Annotated in this window: 14 protein-coding genes, 1 pseudogene and 2 CRISPR repeat arrays; of the genes and pseudogenes, 9 read left to right on the top strand and 6 right to left on the bottom strand. The window is 34.6% G+C overall.

Annotated elements, in window-relative coordinates; translation table 11 throughout:
- Positions 1–206: 206 nt before the first annotated feature.
- Positions 207–3,117: direct repeats of the CRISPR family, unit length 30 nt; unit sequence GTTTCCATTCCTCATAGGTAGGATAAAAAG.
- A 261-nt stretch (positions 3,118–3,378) separates the two neighbouring features.
- From cas6 to cas2, 9 genes are read left to right on the top strand one after another with little or no spacing between them, the layout of a single operon-like run.
- Positions 3,379–4,125: a CRISPR-associated endoribonuclease Cas6 gene (gene cas6, locus PMOB_RS09690; RefSeq protein ID WP_012209668.1), complete on the top strand. Its 747-nt coding sequence runs from the start codon at positions 3,379–3,381 to the stop codon at positions 4,123–4,125.
- Positions 4,126–4,146: 21 nt separating this feature from the next.
- The gene (locus PMOB_RS09685; protein WP_012209667.1) at positions 4,147–5,625 is read left to right on the top strand and encodes a TM1802 family CRISPR-associated protein; all 1,479 of its coding nucleotides are present in this window, start codon (positions 4,147–4,149) and stop codon (positions 5,623–5,625) included.
- Positions 5,622–6,107: a TM1802 family CRISPR-associated protein gene (locus tag PMOB_RS11065; RefSeq protein ID WP_012209666.1), complete on the top strand. Its 486-nt coding sequence runs from the start codon at positions 5,622–5,624 to the stop codon at positions 6,105–6,107. Before PMOB_RS09685 ends, PMOB_RS11065 begins: the two co-directional genes overlap by 4 nt.
- Entirely contained in the window at positions 6,100–7,008 is a 909-nt protein-coding gene (gene cas7b, locus PMOB_RS09675; protein WP_012209665.1) for a type I-B CRISPR-associated protein Cas7/Csh2, read from the top strand. Before PMOB_RS11065 ends, cas7b begins: the two co-directional genes overlap by 8 nt.
- A 4-nt stretch (positions 7,009–7,012) precedes the next feature.
- On the top strand, positions 7,013–7,741 hold the full coding sequence (gene cas5b, locus PMOB_RS09670; protein ID WP_012209664.1) for a type I-B CRISPR-associated protein Cas5b: 729 nt from the start codon (positions 7,013–7,015) through the stop codon (positions 7,739–7,741).
- Complete coding sequence (gene cas3 / locus PMOB_RS09665) at positions 7,692–9,887, top strand: CRISPR-associated helicase Cas3' (RefSeq protein ID WP_231282499.1); 2,196 nt, start codon at positions 7,692–7,694, stop codon at positions 9,885–9,887. Before cas5b ends, cas3 begins: the two co-directional genes overlap by 50 nt.
- Complete coding sequence (gene cas4, locus PMOB_RS09660) at positions 9,880–10,392, top strand: CRISPR-associated protein Cas4 (RefSeq protein WP_012209662.1); 513 nt, start codon at positions 9,880–9,882, stop codon at positions 10,390–10,392. The genes cas3 and cas4 overlap by 8 nt, the downstream gene beginning before the upstream one ends.
- 1 nt (position 10,393) lies before the next feature.
- On the top strand, positions 10,394–11,395 hold the full coding sequence (gene cas1b / locus PMOB_RS09655; protein WP_012209661.1) for a type I-B CRISPR-associated endonuclease Cas1b: 1,002 nt from the start codon (positions 10,394–10,396) through the stop codon (positions 11,393–11,395).
- 14 nt (positions 11,396–11,409) lie between these two features.
- Positions 11,410–11,664, top strand: coding sequence for a CRISPR-associated endonuclease Cas2 (cas2, locus tag PMOB_RS09650; RefSeq protein WP_041534156.1), 255 nt, complete (start codon positions 11,410–11,412; stop codon positions 11,662–11,664).
- A gap of 24 nt (positions 11,665–11,688) precedes the next feature.
- Here the strand turns inward: cas2 and PMOB_RS10490 are convergent, their stop codons facing one another.
- From PMOB_RS10490 to glgP, 6 genes and pseudogenes are all read right to left on the bottom strand, one after another.
- The gene (locus PMOB_RS10490; protein WP_081429302.1) at positions 11,689–11,838 is read right to left on the bottom strand and encodes an Rpn family recombination-promoting nuclease/putative transposase; all 150 of its coding nucleotides are present in this window, start codon (positions 11,836–11,838) and stop codon (positions 11,689–11,691) included.
- Positions 11,784–11,918 (bottom strand): annotated as a pseudogene (locus PMOB_RS11205) (hypothetical protein); the annotation flags it as partial. The gene PMOB_RS10490 and the pseudogene PMOB_RS11205, both read right to left, overlap by 55 nt.
- A gap of 43 nt (positions 11,919–11,961) precedes the next feature.
- The gene (locus tag PMOB_RS10485) at positions 11,962–12,120 is read right to left on the bottom strand and encodes a ferredoxin (RefSeq protein ID WP_081429301.1); all 159 of its coding nucleotides are present in this window, start codon (positions 12,118–12,120) and stop codon (positions 11,962–11,964) included.
- Positions 12,121–12,150: 30 nt separating this feature from the next.
- A complete protein-coding gene (locus PMOB_RS09645; RefSeq protein WP_012209659.1) occupies positions 12,151–14,193 on the bottom strand; it encodes a heavy metal translocating P-type ATPase in 2,043 nt (680 codons plus the stop codon).
- Between the two features lie 1,069 nt (positions 14,194–15,262).
- Positions 15,263–15,557: direct repeats of the CRISPR family, unit length 30 nt; unit sequence GTTTCCATTCCTCATAGGTAGGATAAAAAG.
- Between the two features lie 454 nt (positions 15,558–16,011).
- Entirely contained in the window at positions 16,012–18,534 is a 2,523-nt protein-coding gene (locus tag PMOB_RS09640) for an adenosylcobalamin-dependent ribonucleoside-diphosphate reductase (protein ID WP_012209658.1), read from the bottom strand.
- Between the two features lie 94 nt (positions 18,535–18,628).
- On the bottom strand, positions 18,629–21,196 hold the full coding sequence (gene glgP, locus PMOB_RS09635) for an alpha-glucan family phosphorylase (RefSeq protein WP_012209657.1): 2,568 nt from the start codon (positions 21,194–21,196) through the stop codon (positions 18,629–18,631).
- Positions 21,197–21,227: the final 31 nt, after the last annotated feature.

Raw genomic sequence — 21,227 nt, 5'->3', positions numbered from 1 at the left:
CTAAAATGAGGTCCAAATTCTTACCCTATTTTCTATCCTTTAGATCAAAAAGAAGTAGAAAAAATGCTTAAGTTCGCTAGCCTTACTTCCCTTCCTTCCATTCATCAAAGCTTGGTTAAAAAGTGGAAGCGAACTACTTGAAATTCCCGGAAGTTGAAGATTGTATTGTTTCCATTTTTTCCCTCACCCTCCATTCCTCTCCACCCCCCTCCATTCCTCATAGGTAGGATAAAAAGCCATGCAATGGATGCAATGCGTTATGCTGTATATACGTTTCCATTCCTTATAGGTAGGATAAAAAGATTAGCTGCTCAAAGAGGAGCTTTAGAGGAGAGTGCGTTTCCATTCCTTATAGGTAGGATAAAAAGGGATACATGGTGAAGTAGACCAATATGTGAAGGAAAGTTTCCATTCCTTATAGGTAGGATAAAAAGGGTACACCGAGGGTATGTTAGCTTCAGCTCAGGGGCTGTTTCCATTCCTTATAGGTAGGATAAAAAGCTTCAAGGAAAAGTAAAAGTATTCACAGATTTAGAGTTTCCATTCCTCATAGGTAGGATAAAAAGGGGGCGTTTTAGCAGTATTCACTTTACTTTTCATATGTTTCCATTCCTCATAGGTAGGATAAAAAGAAAAAGAAGATACAAAGATTGTTAGTTTAAATGAACCGTTTCCATTCCTCATAGGTAGGATAAAAAGGAAAAAAGAGGTGAGAAATCATCTCTTTTTTTTACTTGTTTCCATTCCTCATAGGTAGGATAAAAAGCTACTATATGGTTCAAAAAAAAAACTAAGAGATATTTCTTGGTTTCCATTCCTCATAGGTAGGATAAAAAGTGAACAATTAGAACCAGAAATAGTTAAAGAAATAAGAAGTTTCCATTCCTCATAGGTAGGATAAAAAGGGAGAAAATCACAGACGAAGGAAGACAGGATGATATAAGTTTCCATTCCTCATAGGTAGGATAAAAAGTAAATATCTACACAAATATCAACACAAAAATCTAAAGTTTCCATTCCTCATAGGTAGGATAAAAAGCGAGTTGTCGGAAAAAATGTACATAGAAGAAATCGAGGTTTCCATTCCTCATAGGTAGGATAAAAAGTGAGAAAGAAAATAATGTTGATATGTTGAATAAAGTGTTTCCATTCCTCATAGGTAGGATAAAAAGAAAAGAAAAAGGAGTTATAATTGCTAATTTAGCTACGTTTCCATTCCTCATAGGTAGGATAAAAAGGATGATTTGTTGAGAAATTATTATTGTGAAATTATTGAGTTTCCATTCCTCATAGGTAGGATAAAAAGTTGTTATTACTTATTACTTGTGGGAATACTGTATTTGGTTTCCATTCCTCATAGGTAGGATAAAAAGAAGTTACAAAAAGAAGTTGAAAGAAGGAAGTTAGAGTTTCCATTCCTCATAGGTAGGATAAAAAGAGAAGCAAAGAAAGACAAAAGAAGCGTTTCATTCATGGTGTTTCCATTCCTCATAGGTAGGATAAAAAGGCACGGAGCCGCAAACACGGAGCCGAAACAAACGCCTTGGTTTCCATTCCTCATAGGTAGGATAAAAAGCTTAAGGAGGTAACTGTTATGGATCTAATTGGTGTCGGTTTCCATTCCTCATAGGTAGGATAAAAAGTGTTTTTATGTCTGCTTCTGTTTCTGTATACAAGTGTTTCCATTCCTCATAGGTAGGATAAAAAGGATACAGCATCACAGTGCCGGACGTGCGAGACGGGTGTTTCCATTCCTCATAGGTAGGATAAAAAGTGGCAAAGATAATTGAAAATGGTGATGGAAGTTATATTATGTTTCCATTCCTCATAGGTAGGATAAAAAGTTTTATTATTTGCCTCCTCTTTTTTAGGTTCCTCAAGTTTCCATTCCTCATAGGTAGGATAAAAAGAAAAACCGACACGGAAAAACCGACACGGTTTTTCAGGAAGGTTTCCATTCCTCATAGGTAGGATAAAAAGCAGGACAGACTCAACCAAAAGAACCTATTGAGACAAGTTTCCATTCCTCATAGGTAGGATAAAAAGACAGGTCTCTCTTCTAAAGTGCTCTCATTCTTAACCCAGTTTCCATTCCTCATAGGTAGGATAAAAAGATTCTTTTTTCAAGTTATACAACGTCAGCGGCACGGGGTTTCCATTCCTCATAGGTAGGATAAAAAGCACCCCTCCACGTAGATATTTGAAAGTATCCAATTGAAGTTTCCATTCCTCATAGGTAGGATAAAAAGAAATAACTGAAAACTTCCAAGGTGTCAAGAATGCACAGTTTCCATTCCTCATAGGTAGGATAAAAAGATTTTCATTCGAGCTGGCTCGTTGTTAATTGTTAGAGTTTCCATTCCTCATAGGTAGGATAAAAAGCGACTTAGAAAGTACAGTGTACTTTCTATAAAAAAGTTTCCATTCCTCATAGGTAGGATAAAAAGGCTTTTATCACCATGCCAAATCCTTTTATCATCTTCATTGTTTCCATTCCTCATAGGTAGGATAAAAAGTTATTCTTTTATCGTACCGAAGGGATACAATTATCGTTTCCATTCCTCATAGGTAGGATAAAAAGTCAACATCACGCCTACAATATTCTATATCCTCATTGTTGTTTCCATTCCTCATAGGTAGGATAAAAAGATAGAATATTTTAGAAGTTTTATCGCCTTTTCTTGCTTGTTTCCATTCCTCATAGGTAGGATAAAAAGAATTCACCAATACGTTTCATGATTTCCTTTTCGCCCTGTTTCCATTCCTCATAGGTAGGATAAAAAGAGTGTTTTTTGATTCATTCGGAGACAAATATGAAGGTTTCCATTCCTCATAGGTAGGATAAAAAGTCAATCAATTCAGTACGTCCACCATAGTAACTATTTCGTTTCCATTCCTCATAGGTAGGATAAAAAGTTTTACTAAAAAAGGAGATGATTTTATCATGAAAAAAAGTTTCCATTCCTCATAGGTAGGATAAAAAGCATAATCCATAACAAATAATCTACTATGTGGATGAGGTTTCCATTCCTCATAGGTAGGATAAAAAGGGTCAAACGTTCTTGATGTCTTTCTTTCTTTTCCATCGTTTCCATTCCTCATAGGTAGGATAAAAAGGCATAAGATACCTATAAATACTATATCATAAAAAATTACGATTGTCAATCAAAATTTTGATAAATTGTTAAAAATCAACTCAAATATGCATAATATAAGGATTGTGACTTTTAACACTTGTCTGTCGATCCCCTGGGATTTTTACCTTATTGGAGGTCGACAGACATTTTTTTATACCTTCTTGCTTTTTTTATTATCGTATGATAAAATATATTACAGTAAAGATTCTAATTTTTAATTTAAAATATCGGGAGAATTGAAATGAGATTAAACGTTCAATTTTCTTTAAATAGTTTAATACTTCCATTAAATTACAATCATATTATTCAAGCTTTCATTCTTGATTTAATAGATAATGCCGAATATAGAAACTTCATTCATAACGAGGGTTTTAGCTATAATAAAAGAAAGTACAAATTGTTTTCTTTTTCAAGGCTAAGCGGAAAATTCAGCTTAAATCAAAAGGATAAAACAATAGAGTTTTCTGATAATGTTTCTTTGAAAATTTCCTCTCACGACAAGAACTTAATTCAGTATTGTGCAGACTCGCTTTTATTTAAAGATGATTTTGAACTATTAGGTCAAAAGATTCATGTAGAGAAGTTAGAGTACGATGATTTGGAAATAAAAAGCGATAAAATAAAGGTAAAGACTTTATCCCCCATTACTATTTATTCTACGATTGTACAAAATTCTTCAAAAAAGACTATTTACTTTTCCCCCAGCGAAGATCAATTTTCAAAATTAATAAAGGAAAATTTAATAAAAAAATATCTTGCCTATTACGATTCATATCTTTCAAAAAAAATAAGTAATGATGAATTCGTTATAAAAGAAGCTGATCAGAAAGGCTCTAAAATGATCATAACAAAGTATAAAAATTTTATTATTAAAGGTTGGCATGGAGTTTTTGAAATTCAAGGGAATCCAAGTTTGTTGAAAATTGGTTACGATTCTGGTTTTGGAGCAAAAAACTCCCAAGGGTTTGGGTTAGTCGAAGTTATATGATTATGGACAGAGGGTGATAATATGGGTTTTATCGAAGCGGTTTACACTATTGGAAAAGAATTTTCATCAAAAACTGATGAAATAACAGATTATCTAGCCATACCTGTAAGAACAGATGGATCAAAAGAAATAAGAATTTATTTAAAAGTATCAAATTACAGTACGTTGAAATTGCAAAGTGAAAAAGAAAATACAATCATACCTCTAAAAATTGAGGGTGTTTCAAAAATTGATGAAGCTGATTTTTTTGCAGATAGCAAAGATGAACAATACAAAAAACTTAGGTATTTGTATAAAGAACCTCCAGGCAGTAATACCGACTGGCGATACTCACCTGTTTTGAGAATATCAAAGCCAAAAAGTACAAGAGAAAAAAATCGTGAGGTTCTCTTAAATGGTTCTAAATCGTATATAAGCAAAATTGAAAAAATGATTCAAGATTTCGAAGATTTAGGATTTTTTGAAAAAGGTTCTGTTCAAAAAATAATCAATGACTTATCTAATAATGATTTTGTGGATCGGTTCTTAGAGTGTTACAGTGATCCAAAGGCTTCGTATTTAATTGTTTTTGGTATTGAAGATGATGGACAATTTCTTTACCCTGGAGAAGTTAAGCTGTTCCAACAATATTTTTTAAAGAAATTAAACGAGGAACTGAATAAGAAAAATGTTTCAAAAAAAGGTGGAGTTTGTGATTATTGTGGTAAGGAAAGCGATATTTTACTTAATTTCGATATGATTTTTCCTTTTGCTACGTTTGATAAAGTGAATTTCCTTCCTGCCATAAATAAGAATTTTTCTAACAAGGTATACAAATATTGTAAAGACTGCTTTAAGACTTTCTCTAATGCCAAAACTTACATAGATTATAATTTTGTAGATCAATCCATTATAAATAATATCCAGATCTGGATAATACCCGAGTTCTTTACAACAGATACAAACATTCTGGATGATGCTTTCAATGATTTAAAGAATTATTTTTGGAGTGATCAGTATACAAAAGAAAAAGATCTTTTGGATTATATCACAGATCCTGATTATGATGTAGATAAACCTTATACAGCTGTTTTTCATTTTCTTTTTCTCGAACAAAATCAAGCACAACTTGTAATACATCAAATGATCGAGGATGTACCTTTAACAAGAATACAAAAATTACACCAAATTTGGGAAGAGACTGTGCAGCTCTTGGCGAAAAAGAAAGATACCCAACTTTCTGCTGCTTTAAAACACATATATCGAACTCTTCGCCATTTAGTTTTGAAAGAAGACAGTGAAGAAAAGGTAATGAGAACCCTGACAATGGAAATTATTGGAAAAATTTTAAGTGGAGAAAGGGTTGAAACTAAAACTATAAAACAAAATTTTGTTGCAAGAATTCCTAAATTGATGAACGACAAAGTCCAAAATGACTATTTTCATCTTACTTTGAATGACTTTTTGTTGTTGATTGAATTTTTGAACAACTACAATAAATCTTGGAGGTATTCGTTATGAAAAGACATTTGGAATTCCTAGATAAGTTTTCTGATAAGTTTTTGCAGAGTGATTTTGGAAAAGGAACACTTTTATCTGGAGTAGTTTTGGGCTTTATAGCCTATAATCAAGCAAAAGGGGAAAAAGACGAGAGTGGTTATTCAAACGCAAAAATTCAAGATTCTCCGTTGTACAAACAGCTAAATTTTGGAAGATTAAGTTTAAGAGATATTAAAAAACATCTAGCAAGAATACCAGAACTGATAAAAGCGTACAAGATTGAGCCTTCTTTCCTTATTGAAGATTTAGCTGGTTACTCTCAAGAACTATTAATGAATTCTAAAGGAAAAGATTTAGGCGTTGATGGAAATTTTGCTTTTGTAACAGGTTTCATGAACTGGAGAAATTATTTCTGGGAAATATACAAAGACTACACAAAAGAGAAAGAAGTAGCAGAATTAGAAATAGAAAAAACGGACAAGGGGGAGGACCAAGATGTTTAACGGTAGAAAAGAACTTTTGTTTGTATACTCTGTAAAAGATGCGAATCCAAACGGTGATCCATTGAATGCAAATCATCCAAGATACGATGAAGAAACAGGGCAAGTTTTGGTATCTGACGTTAGGATTAAAAGAACTATTAGAGACGAATTAATGAGAATGGGAGAAGATGTTTTCATTGATGGAGAACCAAAGACTTTAAAAGAAAGATTCGAAGAGTTGAAAACGAAATTGTCTACCACAAATGGAGACGAAACTCTAAAGAAATGTATCGATACAAGGCTTTTCGGTGTAACTTTCGCATTGGGTAAAGAAAGTTTTGCATGGACTGGACCTGTCCAATTTAAATGGGGAAGATCTTTACATAAAACAAAAGTTGAATTTGTACAAGGGACAGGTGCGTTTGTTACTAAAGAAGGAGGAGAACAGAGAACTATAAGAAATGAATATATAGTACCTTTTGCATTGATTGGAACCTATGCAATTGGAAATCAATATGCATCTGAAAGGACACAAGCAACAGATGAGGATTTCAACAAACTTACACAAGCTGCTTGGAACGGAACCAACAATTTAATCACAAGAAGTAAAACTGAACATCGCTCCCGCTTTTTGATGGAAATTTGGTACAAACCTGATTTCAATGGATTAATAGGGTCTTTGGATGAAAGGATAAAATTAACCAAAAAAGATAATTCTTTGTTAGATGACGATGAACAATTGGCAATCAGAAATATTCAAGACATTGCTCTCAATTTGAAGGAAATATGTGATAAGGTTTCTTTACTCAAAGATAATATAGAAAAGATAATAATTATCAAGGATCCTGACTTGGAAGTAAAGAATATTGATGATCTAAAGAGTATTTTGGGAGAAGATAAAGTAGCTATTGAATTGAGGTGATACAATGGCCCTTGTTTTTGATATTACAGGGGAGTATGCTATGTTTCGCAAATTCTATACAACCACTTCTTCCGCATCCTATCCCTTTCCGCCACCTACGGCTGTTGGAGGATTAATTGCAGCTATAATAGGCGTAGAGAACAAATCTGAAAATAAAGCTCATTTGGCTTCTTATTGGGAAGCATTGTATGGAAACAGAATTTCCATCTCTATAAGATCTCCAATTAAATGGTTCACTACTAGCATAAACCTGTGGAATTATAAAGACCCAAAAAAGGGAATTCACAATATTATAAAACATCAATTTGTTAAAAGGCCAAAATATCGAATTTATGTAGAAGGTCCTATAGAAGAAAAATTAAAACCTTTTCTTGAACAAGGTAATTTTGTTTTTACTCCATATTTAGGTACAGCATATTCATTTGCTAATATTGACTACATAGGATCTTTCAACCCAGTGAAGATCAATGATGGTGAGGTAAATATTAAAAGTATCATACCAGCTGATATTAAACCCAAAATTAATCTGAAAAAAACCAAAGGAATCTTTAAAGACATAGTCCCTCTTCAGATGGATGAAGAAAGGGGACTTACCAAAAGCTTGTCAGTTTTTTATCCAGTCAATAGCGATACGGGGATTATTGTTGATAATCCTGAAGAGATAGGGGGAGTTTTGGTTGGAAATGATGAAATTGTTTGGCTTCCTGAATGGTCAAGAAAGCCATCCGGATAAACTGCTTAAAGATCATTTAGAAGGAGTCTTCGAAAAATCCAAAGAGATATCAAATTTTCATGGGTACAATGATTTAGTTGATCCATTAAAACCTATCTGCTTAACTCATGATGTAGCTAAATCTCATGTTAAATTTCAACAATATTTAAAGACAAAAAAAGGAAAATATCCTCATTCTGAACCTTCTTCTTATTTAACATTTATGCTTACAAAGGATGTTTTCCAAGCCGAAATTGTTAGAAGACATCATTCATATCAACTAAATTTTGAAGATATAATGTCTTTTTGGAGAAATTTAAATTATCAAGACGTTATAAAAGCATTAGAAGAATTCCTTGATCTAAACAAAATTGAATATCTAACAGAAAAGGAATGGAAAAGATTAATATTTCAATCTTGGCATTCACAGTATCTTTTAAACAAGACGGTTAAAGCTGAAGAATTATGGTTTAATACGAGAATCGAGAATTCAATTTTTATAACATCTGATAGGCTAGATGCGTTAAATGTTGATAGGATCAATTTTGATAAAATTTCTTATCAACAAGATAGGTTCGACAAATTTCTTGAATCCCTTCCAAAGAACCATTTAAGCGATTGGAAAAACAAAATAAGAGAAAGTACATTATCAAACGTTGATACAATTTCAGAACCAGGTATCTATACCATAACGCTCCCAACTGGGGCTGGAAAAACACTCACTGGATTGCAAGCATCGATGAAGTTAGCAAATAAACTTTCTCTTAAAACAATTATTTATGTATTACCGTTCATAAGTATTGTTGATCAAAATTCTGAAGTTGCAAAGAAAATATACGACAAAGTACAGGAAGACCATCATTTGGTAAGTGCATCAAAGGAAAAAGAAGATTTAGATAATTTAGAAAGGTTTATACTTTCTTTTAGATACTTCAAAGAGCCACTCATTGTTACAACCCTTGCAAAGTTTTGGGAAGTGCTTTATTCTCCTAATGCCAACGATTCTATGAGTTTCCACAGGTTAAAAGATGCGGTAGTTATTTTGGATGAACCTCAGTCGATTCCCCCTGAATATTGGCAAGGATTTGGAGAAACAATGTCTTTTCTTTCAAAAAAGATGGGAACTTATTTTATTTTAATGACCGCTACACAACCTAAAATAGCAGAAGGTAAAGAGTTAGCTCCTAAATCTTCTTTCCCAAAAAATAGACACTGTTATAACATAGTTAATGAAAAAATAAAGCTTTCTGATATTAAACAATTTACAGCTGATAGAACTGATAACTCTTCTCTACTTATTCTTAACACAAGAAAAGAAGCGTTAAAAGCTTTTATCTTACTCCGAGAACATTTGAAAAGTAACCTTTTCTTTCTTTCTACTTGGGTAATTCCTAAAGAAAGGTTAGAAAGAATTAAACAGATCAAACAGTTGGAAAATAAAAACTTGCCAAGAAATCTCATATCTACCCAGGTAGTAGAAGCTGGAGTAGACTTAGACTTTGATTACGTTTTTAAAGATTTATCCCCCTTTGATAGTATCGTGCAAGCTGCTGGAAGATGTAATAGAAGAATGCTAAATAAACTTGGCACAGTAATGGTTGCTGAAATAGTAGATGATGACAGTGAGAATGAAAGATCATATGCTTCTTATGTGTACGATAGCATATCGCTGAATAAGACAAAAGAAATTTTTTCCAACAAAAATAAATTTTCAGAAAACGAAGTTCAAGAACTACTAGATAAATATTACACTGCATTGTCAGTGAGTAAATACCAAAAAGGTCCTTGGTATGAGATAAAAGAAGGGAATTGGAGTAATTATAAACCTCTAATAAAAGAACATTTATACGAGGATGTGGTGTTTGTAGATTCGGATGGAACAGTCTCAAACAAATTATATGAAATTGAAAGTTTGGAACATAGTTTAGAAAATTACGAAAGAAAAAAACAACTATGGAAAGAAATTCAAAATTATTCTATAAATGTTCCTCACAAAGAACTGGAAGAATGGGAAAACTACTGTAACGAAGTATTTCTAGAGGATGACAAAAAGCTTGAGTATAAGGGAAATGGAATTTGGTTGATTACCCAATTAGGCATTGGGGAAATCTATTCTGAAGAAGTAGGGTTTATTCCATATGAATTGAAAGAGGATTTTCATGGATGATAATATCATTACAGGATATTCAGTTTTAGCCTATTCAATATGCCCAAGAGAAGCTTGGTTTGTTTTAAGAAGATTCACTCCTGAACAAGATAACCCCTACATAGAACTAGGAAGGTTTTTACACAAAAATTCTTATGAAGGGAAAGGAGAAAAAGAAATAAAGCTTCCAGGAGCTGTAATTGATTTAATTTGGAATGATAATAAGTGTACCATAGTTGGAGAAATCAAAAAATCTTCGAAATCTTTCAAAGGAGCCAAAATCCAGTTGTTATATTATTTAAAATTATTGGAGGATATGGGTATTCAAGCAAAGGGGGAAATTCTATTGCCAAAAGAAAAAAAGAGAATTCCCATTGTGTTCGATGAGGAAGCCAAAAAAGAAATACAAGATACACTTCTTAAACTCAATGAATTAATTGAATCGCCTATTCCATCTCCACCAAAATGGATAGGAGTGTGTTCAAAATGTGGCTTTGCAGAATTATGTTGGGCGGGAGAGGAATAAATTGAAACCTATCTATATATTTCAAAGCGGAACGTTATCTAGAAAAGGAAACACACTAGCCTTTAAAAATGAATCTGATGAAAAAACAAAGTACTTCCCGATAGAAAACATTTCAGAAATAAAGATATTTGGAGAAATAAACATAAACAAACGACTTCTTGAATTCTTGTCAGCCAATAACTTACCACTCCATTTTTTCAACCATTATGGTTTTTATGTGGGAAGTTTTTATCCATATGAGCATAATACAAATGGAATAACAATAGTTAAACAAGTAGAGCACTATATCTCCTCAGAAAAAAGATTAGTTTTAGCAAAAAAGTTTGTAGAAGGAGCTATGCAAAACATCTTAAAGATTGTGCAATATTATGAAAGGAAAAACGATTTAACAATAAAACGGTATTCGCAAAAAATGGAAGAATTTATTCAGAATATTCCCCAGATTGGTTCTATTAACGAATTAATGGCACAAGAGGGAAATTATAGAGAGATTTATTATAATTTTATTGATAACAATATAATCTCAAATGAAGATTTCAAAATGGTTGTCAGAGAAAAAAGGCCCCCTACAAATTACCTGAACACACTTATCAGTTTTGGAAATTCTTTAATGTACTCTACAGTTTTAACGCAAATTTATCAAACACCATTAGATCCTAGAATTGGCTATCTTCATTCAACTAACTTTAGAAAATTTTCTTTGAACCTTGATATAGCTGAAATATTTAAGCCCATTGTGGTAGATAGAACTATTTTTAACCTTGTGAATAAAAAAATAATTAATGAAAACCATTTTAAAAAAGTTCAAGGCGGCATTCACTTGAACGAAGAAGGCCAAAAAAATTTTATAAAAAATTATGAAGAGCATTTAAGTACAACTTTAAAACATAAAAAATTAAAAAGAAATATTACCTACAGAACATTGATAAAACATGAGGCTTATAAGATTTTAAAACATCTGATAGAAGAAAAAGAATACGTTCCTTTTACAATGAGGTGGTAAAAACGTACGTAATAATGGCCTACGATGTTAATGAAAAAAGAGTAGCAAAAGTTTTAAAAAAAGCGAGACAATACCTGAACTGGGTACAAAATTCCTTGCTGGAAGGAGAAATAACAAAAGCAAAATATGAGATCTTAAAACAACAGATAAGAAAAATTACAAAAAAAGATGAAGATAGCATTACTTGGTACATTTTCGAATCTCGAAAAATTTTTATAAAAGAAACTTATGGTGTGGAAAAAGGTGAACCTGATGACTTCATAATTTAAGGAGTGATATTTTTAAGAATACAATTATAGCTTAAATACTTGGCATTGGTTCGGTATTATTATAGATAATTTGTTCGTTTTGGTGATGTATTTTTCTTCCCATATCTTTAGTGGGTATTTTAAAAGTTGCAGAAACACACTGGCATTATTGTAACTTTTGTGTTCAAAGAGAATGTATTAGTTAAATAATTTAGGTCTAATACTTTCTTAACCTCAGAAGGTAGGTAGTTTTGTAAGAAATCTTGGGCTATTTCTTTGTTTGATAATGGTTAAAAAGAATTTAGTGTTCATTTATATCTATTCAGTAACAAAAATCGCTTGTACCGAACATCTGGCTTCAACTTCTCGACATTTGACCTCAGCTTCTTTGTAAACAGTATCAACGATGACTTTTGATTTTCCTTCTTCCAGTTGAAACACTTCAGGACAGGTTTGTGTGCAATTGGGCTTTCCCATCACCCATCTCGATCAACATGTGCTTTCATGTTAGTATTCCTTTTGAAATTTTATCAGTCTAGAATTAATCGCGACAATTACTGTACTAAGGGACATGATAATAGCCCCCATAGCTGGAGCGAGAATAATTCCATAACTATACAAGACCCCGGCCGCTAGAGGTATGGCAAACACGTTATAGCCTGTAGCCCAAGCAAGATTTTGGACAGTTTTGCGATGATTAATTGCCGAGAGCCGGATGATATCCAATACATTTCTGGGATCATTCTCGATCAATACCACATCGGCTGTTTCAACAGCTACATCCGTACCTGCCCCTATGGCTATTCCCACGTCAGCCTGAGCCAGAGCAGGCGCATCATTGACACCATCACCCACCATCGCAACTTTTCTACCTTCGCTTTGAAGTTTTTTTATTTTCTCGGATTTTTTATCGGGCAAAACTTCGGCAAAAAAACTGTCCAAGCCTAATTGATCGGCTACAAATTTAGCGGTTGCCTGATTATCGCCAGTAATCATCGAAACACTTATATCTTGCTTTTTGAGTCTCTTAATCGCTTCTTTTGATTCATCTCTGATGATATCTGAGAGAGCGATGATCCCCTGAATCTTGTTTTCTGAAGCAACAAAGACCAGTGTCTTTCCCTGAGAAGCAAACTCGTTAGCCTGTTTTTGCGCATCGTCCGTTGAAGATACTTCGGCAATTTCAAAAATCCCTTTATTTCCAACAAAAATTTGTTTGCCCTGAATACGCGCTTTAGCGCCTTTCCCTGGCAGACTTGAGAAATTTTCTACCTTAGGTAAATCCAGCTTCTTTTCTTTTGCTTTTTTCACGATTCCTTTGGCAATCGTGTGTTCGGAATTTGTTTCAATGGCAGCGACATCACGTAAAAGCTCGTCTTCCTTCCAGCCGCCAAACGTAACAATGTCCGATACCCCGAATTCCCCTTTGGTTAATGTACCTGTTTTATCAAAAACGACAACATCAATATTACGAGCACCTTCAAAAGAAGTTCTATTCCTAATCAGAAGGCCGTTCTTAGCCGAAATAGATGTAATTACAGCGATAACAAGTGGTATAGCCAGGCCTAAGGCGTGCGGGCAAGTAATAACCATGACAGTAACCATACGTTCCAAAGCAAATACAAATTCTTTACCTAATACAAGCCAGGTTATAAGGGTTGCTGCACCTGCCGTAATAGCAATTATTGTCAACCAGAAAGCCGCCTTATCCGCTAATCCTTGCGCCCTAGATTTACTTTCACTGGCAATCCTTACTAACTCTATCACTTGGGAAAGATAAGAATCTTTGCCGGTCTTGGTTACTTGGACAGTGAGAGAACCTTCTCCGTTGACTGCGCCACCGATAACCTTATCATCCTTTTTTTTGCTTACCGGCTTTGATTCACCAGTTATAGCAGATTCATCAACATCCGATTCGCCTTCGAGAACTATTCCGTCAACCGGAATTTTTTCACCCGGTTTGATAAGCACTTTATCCTGTGATTGCAAATCTTCAATCTTGACCTCTTCTATATCTCCACTTTCTTTTAGACGATGGGCTTCTGACGGCATAAGTTTCGCCAGTTCCTCCAAAGCCTGTGACGCTCCCATAATAGATTTCATCTCTATCCAGTGTCCAAGGAGCATAATATCTATAAGGGTAACTAATTCCCAAAAGAATACTTTTCCTTCAACTCCAAAGACAACCGCACTACTGTAAAAATAGGCGACAGATATAGCCAGCGCAATGAGCGTCATCATACCGGGTTGTTTCTTTTTTAACTCCTGAAACAGTCCCTCTAAAAACGGCCAGCCACCGTAGAAATAGACAAATGAAGAAAGGCCAAAAAGAAAAAACATCGAACCCGCAAAATCTATGGAATAGCCGAAAAAAGATTGGATAAGTGGAGAAAGTAGAAGAACGGGGATAGTCACAATTAATGATACCCAGAACCTCTTCCTGAAATCAGCCACCATGTGTGCGTGATGTGAGGCATGCCCACCACCATCGGTATGATTTGTGTGCTCGGCATTCATATTATGTTTCGTTTGACGGTTTCTGTGTTTCATAGATTATTAACCTCCTTTTCAGACTAGTAGCCTGTTTTAATAAATTCATCCTTACAGAGTTTACTACAGAAATAATGTGTCAATCCATTCTTTCTAACCTTCCATTTGACTTCTTCTGGATTGACAACTATCTGGCATATAGGTCAACAAACTCCGGATTATTCGGAATGGCCTTAAGGCGCTCCTGTTGTCTTGTGCGATTAAAATTATCTAATTCTGCTTTTATGTCTGCTACCAGTTTCAGTTTAAGGCAACATAGAACAAGCGACCAACAAATAGAATAATCAGGCGATATAAGCCTTTTCTTTACTTTCGGCACCGCATGCAAATCAATCCTTAAGGTTTCATACCCCTACCCCAATAATAACAGCAGAAAATAAATATTAAAAGCAATTGCATCACAAATACTTAAAAATTTACTAAATGTTTACAGCCCCAACAATATTCTTTAACAATTTTAGAGTCGTGGGTTCCCGCTGATACTCACCAAAAACATTTGGATTATTCATATTCATAGCAAAAAATATTGCAGTAAATCATAGCCCCAAACTGGCAAAATCAACATGAGCCAATAATACCTCTGCATCCACGCAACAGACGGAATTTTCAAAAAAAATACCCTAGGCGAATTTTTTTTGGAATTTTATTTTATCATTCCTAAGAGGGGCCGTTGTTTTTTTAAGAAGATCCTGTATAAAAATTAAATTATTCAAAAGACTCTACCCTTGGTTAGAGAATTCTAAACTTGGAAAAGTCGAAAGAAGCTCTTAAAATAACTCTTATTTGGGTAACAAATATTTCCGAATGAAAACGGTGAATTCTAGGTGCCCTAAACCTAAATAAGGATTTTTCTGAAGCATTAAGGAAAGACAAGGAAGATTCTTATTACTACAAATATCAACGGTTCTTATAGGTACGGACATTTTTTGATATTTATTAAAGAGAGTAGAATACAACATAAACTACTCGTTTCCATTCCTCCCCCACTTTCAATTCATCAAAATCCGTTTAAAGCGAGAACATACTGCATCGAAGCTCTGAAGCAATCTCGTTTCCATTCCTCTCCCCTAACTCCATTCCTTATAGGTAGGATAAAAAGTATTGTATATACATTTGTATTCTCATTGTCAATATCTCGTTTCCATTCCTCATAGGTAGGATAAAAAGGCGGGTTACGCTGGGCAGAAAGCTTATGAAAAACAAAGTTTCCATTCCTCATAGGTAGGATAAAAAGCTTTGTGAGCTGGTTTATGCGAACAGAGCAAAGCAGTTTCCATTCCTCATAGGTAGGATAAAAAGTATAAGTAAATTTTACGTTCCTCCCCCCTTTCATGGTTTCCATTCCTCATAGGTAGGATAAAAAGGCATAAGATACTTACAAATACTATATCATAAAAAATTACGATTGTCAAGCAAAACTTTGAGAAATTGTTAAGATTCAATTCAAATACTCATGTAATAAGGCTTGTGACTTTTTTCGCTTGTCTGTCGATCCCCCCGGGATTTTTACCCTATTGGAGGTCGACAGACGATTTTTCTCATCATTTGCTTTTCTATGCTATTATTAGGTTAAATTGTTAACATTATTTTATATTAAGTCGGTTCAACTTATCAAAACTGTGAACAAAAAAATTAATAAAATCAAAAAACCCGCCATGAAGGCGGGTTATAAAGTTATTCCAACAAGGTAATTGTCTTTCACGACATCGCTTTAATTTGTAACGAAAGGTGCCATACCGCTTGTTCCATGAAACTTTAATAAAACCATATACCCTGTTTCAAAACCAAATTCTAGTATTGTTTCTTATTGTATATCATTTAAGAACACTTTGACCATCCGCAAGTGGTGCAGGTGACACAGCCTGATTCATTTACCAGTGTATTTTTAGATAGACAGCTTGGACAGTATGCGTTACCTTCTGAGTCTATATAATATCCTTTGTCGTATTTTAAGTCATTGGCGTAGACAAATTTTTCTACTTCTTCTCGGGTTTTAGGTGTGCCCGTTCTTATTACTTCATAATCTTCTATTTTCGATCCCCATAACTGGTTGAAATCGTTGAGGGCTTTGCTTATTTCCTGTGCCAATCCTTTACAATATGTTCCTTTAACTTTTTTTAATTGCTCAACTATTTCATCCGTTGAGACGCCTGCTCTTAAAGCTATGGATGATAATCTTCCAATGACCTCTGCCGTTTCTGTACCATCTGATAGAAAGATTTCTACCGCTTCTCCGGCATCATCGAAGGAGACTGTGACGTATACCGTTCCTGTGTCGTGTTTGAACTTTCGTGTGACGCTTCGTAAGGTTTCTTTTCTTGGCCTTGCCCTTAGTTTATGCTTTTCGTCCAATACGAAGAATGTAACGCTTTTGCCTTGTGTTTCGGATGTTTCTTTTTCTTCTTGAGATGAGGAGGTTAGAACTTGGGTTTCAAGGCTCCCATCTCTGTAAATAGTTAATCCTTTTAAATTTAATTCTAATGCTTGTAGATAGATAGCTTTAACGTCTTCTATAGTTGAAGATTTAGGCATATTTATAGTTTTAGAGCATGAGGCGTCAAGATAACTTTGAATTACGTGTTGGGCTAATAGATGATCCTTTGGTGGTATATCCATAGAGGTTACAAATATTTTTTTGATTTCGTTTGGTATGCTGTCTATATTTTGAATACTTCCTTTTTCAATGATTTCTGCTTTTAACTCTTCTGTCATGTTGGTGCCTATTTTTTCCATTAATATTGGGTTTATATAAGATAGAGGAACTCTGTCTCCTTCTTTGTTGGTCATGTATCTTACATAGGATAGTAAGAAGTTTGGCTCGATTCCACTTGATGTATCTGCTAAGTTAGATATTGAACCTGTTGGGGCTATGGTGTTTGTTTGTACATTTCTTTTGTATTTTGTGGCTTCGCCTTGAAAATGTTGACGTATTTTTTCATTCCACACTTTTATGTCTTCGTCTATTTCGTCATCCAACATGGGAAATGGAATGAAACCGTTTGGGTATTTGGATCGTTGAAAGTCCGGGAAATTGCCTCTTTCTTTGGCCAGTTCAGTACTTGCAACATGAGAGAAATAAGCTAATTCAGCGGTTAATTTTGCCATGAACTTTCTGGCTTGTTCTGAGTTGTAGGGTAGCTCTTTTTTGTATAATGCATCTGCTAATCCCATCATTCCTAATCCAATAAATCTTTGCTTTTTCGATATTTCTTCAATTTCTTTCAGAGGGTAGATGTTTGATTCTATGACGTCATCTAAAAATCTTACAGCCCAATATACTATTTCTTGAAATTCTGAAATATCCGGCGAGTTTGGATTTCCTAAATCCATGTCTTCCACTAGTTTTGCAACGTCTATAGAGCCAAGATTACAACTTCCAAAGGGTGGCAGTGGTTCTTCTCCACATGGGTTTGTGGCAGTGACTGGAGTATGCTCACTCATAGCATAGTACTGATTGTGTCTGCCGAGGAAAAGCATCCCAGGATCTCCCGTTTTCCATGCGTTTTCTACCATTTTGTTCATTAAATCGTTTGCCTTGATAGTCTTTCTTATGGATGATGCGGGATGTTCTAAGGTGAGATCCCCATCTTCTTCGAGCATTTTTTTGAATTCTTTTGGGTTGTCAATGTTTACTGAAATGTTGAAATAATTCAAGACATTGTTGCCTTTGTTGTCTTTTTTGGAATTTATAAAGTCAAAGACATCGGGATGATCATACCTTAATACAGCCATTTGAGCTGCCCGCCTTGCCCCACCTTGTTCTATCGTGGAAGCTGCTGTGTTGAAAACATGCATGAAGCTAATAGGTCCGGAGGATTTTCCCCCTGTTCCTGCGATAGAAGAACCTTTTGGACGTAAAACAGAGAAGTCGTATCCTACTCCTCCTCCATATTTCATTATTAAAGCAGCATTTTTTACCGCATCGAATATGGCGCTCATTGAGTCGTCCATAGGGATTACAAAACATGCAGATAACATGTTGTGTTTTGTTCTTGAATCAAAAATTGTTTTGTAGTCTTCTAAAGTTGTTTCTTCTATATCTTTTTTGAATAATTGTCTGTCCATTGTTTTGCCTGCGTTGAATATCGTTGGACTGTTCGGTAAGAAAATTCGAGATTTAATTAGTTGGTAGAAATGTTCTTCTGCATTTTTTATTTCCTCTATATCGTTTGTATAGTTTACCTCAGCTGCAGCAACATGTCTTGCAATCCTTTTTGCAACTTCATCCCATGTGCTTTCTAAATAATTCCCTTCGCCATCTTTTAAGAAATATCTGTCTTTTAATATGGTGATTGCATTCTTCGATGGTTCTTTTTGGATCCATTTATTTAAAACTCTCATGAAAATTACCCCCTTGAATCAATATATTGTACTTTTATATGATAACACGACAATATATTGAAATCAAGGGGGTCTATTAAAAATTTACAAAATCTTATTGAGGATATTTTACTAGTCCCATCAAGTAGTTTTTATGGGGCATGAGAGGATTGTTAGGTGTTACCCTTACATTTATTCCATATTCCCCCCTGTCTTCTATTTTAAATTTTACTGAGTATAGATATGTGTCTTTTTGTACTTCTTTGATGAGTTTCATATCGTACCGCCTTATGTTTGCAATCTTACCATCTTTTAACCTTGCAAATACAACTTCTGGTAGGATTGAGTCTGGACCTATACCTGGCAAGTATATTTCTGCTTGTACTCCTATTTCTTCTTCTGCGTTTTTTACTCCAGTAAGATCTTGATCGAGTTTGACATGTATTTTTATAGAGTCCCAATTTTCTTTTAACAATTTAACCCAACCGGCAAATTCTTTTGCCAATTTAAAGTCATCGTTTGAAAAGCGTGTGTGCTGCTCGAGAGCGGGCATATATAGTTTTTGAGTGTATTCTTTGAGCATTCTGGCTGTGTTGAAAAAAGATGTGACACTTTTAATAGACTCTTTCATCTTTGATACCCATTCTTTTGAAACGTCAGTTTCTCCTTTTTCATAGTACATAGGCACTATTTGTTTTTCTAATTGGTTGTATATTGAAACACTGTCTATTTTATCCTGTAATTTCAAGTCTTCATAGTCTCTGTTGTCCCCTATGGCCCATCCATTTTTACCGTTGTATCCTTCAACCCACCAGCCATCTAAAACTGAGAAGTTTATAGCTCCATTCATTCCGGCTTTCTGGCCTGATGTTCCAGATGCCTCTCTTGGACGTCTAGGATTGTTTAACCAAATGTCAACACCCGAAACTAAGTGCCTTGCCATATCCATATCGTAATTTTCCAGAATTATGACTTTATTTTGAAATTCTGGTTTTCGTGAGTATTCGTATATCTTTTTTATGAGTTCTTGACCTGGTTTATCCGCAGGGTGAGCTTTACCAGCGAATATTAATTGTACGGGTTTGTCTGGATCGTTCAAGATCTTTTTTAATCTTTCTTCATCGCTGAATATTAGATCTGCCCGTTTGTAAGTAGCAAACCTTCTGGCAAAACCGATAGTTAAAGCTTTTTCATCACCTATTTGGTTTACTTCCTCGAGTTGTTCAACTGTTTCTCCATGTCTCGATCTTTGTGCTTTTATACTCTTCCTAATGTATTCTATTAACTCTTTTTTTAATTGTTGGTGAGTTTCCCATAGTTCATGGTCAGGGATATTATCAATTTTTTCCCAAAGTTCTGGATCGTCAATTTTTGACATCCAGTCAGCACCCAGGTATTCTTTTAAAGATTCCTGCAATTTTGGGTTTAACCATGTGTCTATATGTACGCCATTGGTAACATAGTTTATAGGTACTTCCAACCATTCTATACCTGGCCAAACATGGTTCCATAACTTTCTCGATACTTCTCCATGTAGCCTTGAAACAGCATTTGATCTTCCAGAGAGTTTTAGCGCCAAAATGGTCATTGAAAATAATTCTTCTGCGTTTTGTCTTTTTTCTAATCCTAAATTTAGAAAGTCTTGCCTTGAAGCTCCTAATTTAGGCCAAAAGTCTCCAAAATATTTATCAATTAAAGAAATAGAAAATACATCGTTCCCAGCAGGTACGGGAGTGTGAGTGGTAAAAACGTTTCCAGCCCGAACCGCTTCAATTGCTTCCTGAAAAGTTAAGCCATGTTCTTGAACTAATTCACGTATTCTTTCAAGACCTAAGAATGCAGCGTGACCTTCATTCATGTGCCAAACAGATGGGTTGTACCCTAACTTTCTTACCGCTTTCACTCCACCGATCCCTATTAGTATTTCTTGTTTTATACGCATTTCTATGTCTCCACCATACAATGTGGAGGTTATTTCTCTATCTTCAGGATCATTTTGCATTAGGTTGGTGTCCAAGAGGTATAGGTTCACTCTTCCTACCTTTACCTGCCAAACTTTAGCGAATACCTTTTTCCCTAATAGGTCTATATCGACGTATATTTCATCCCCGTTGCTTTCTTTGGCGGGAATAATAGGAAAATCCGAAAAATCGTAATCTAAAAATATACTTTCTTGCCATCCTTCTGAATTAAGCCTCTGAATAAAATATCCCTTTTGGTATAGTAAACCTATAGCTATAAGTGGTATACCTAGATCACTTGCACTTTTTAGATGATCACCAGCCAATATTCCTAAACCACCAGAATACATAGGAAAAGACTCGTGAAGGCCATATTCCATACAAAAGTAAGCAATTTCTCCATCTTTAAAAGAACGGTGGGTCTTACTGAACCATGTGTTGCTATTTTCATTCATATAATTAGAAAACTCTTTCATGACTTCTTGATAGAGTTCGTTAAATTTCGAATCTTCTGCAGCAGTGTTTAATTTTTTTTGTTCCACACGTTTTAAAAAGGTAACCGGGTTTCTCTGAGTGGACTCCCAAAGCTCTTTGTCTATGGTTTCGAATAAGGCTTGAGTTTTATAATTCCATGTCCACCACATGTTTTCAGAGAGTTCTTTTAACCCCAGAATCTTTTCCGGGATTTTTGGAACGACGGTAATTTTACTTATAAAATCCATTTTTTACCCTCCCAATATAGCTTTTGATGAT

It is taken from the genome of Petrotoga mobilis SJ95 (assembly GCF_000018605.1).
Classification (GTDB): Bacteria; Thermotogota; Thermotogae; order Petrotogales; family Petrotogaceae; genus Petrotoga; species Petrotoga mobilis.
Note: the sequence above shows the minus strand (reverse complement) of the source record. Positions and strands in the feature narration are given on the sequence as shown.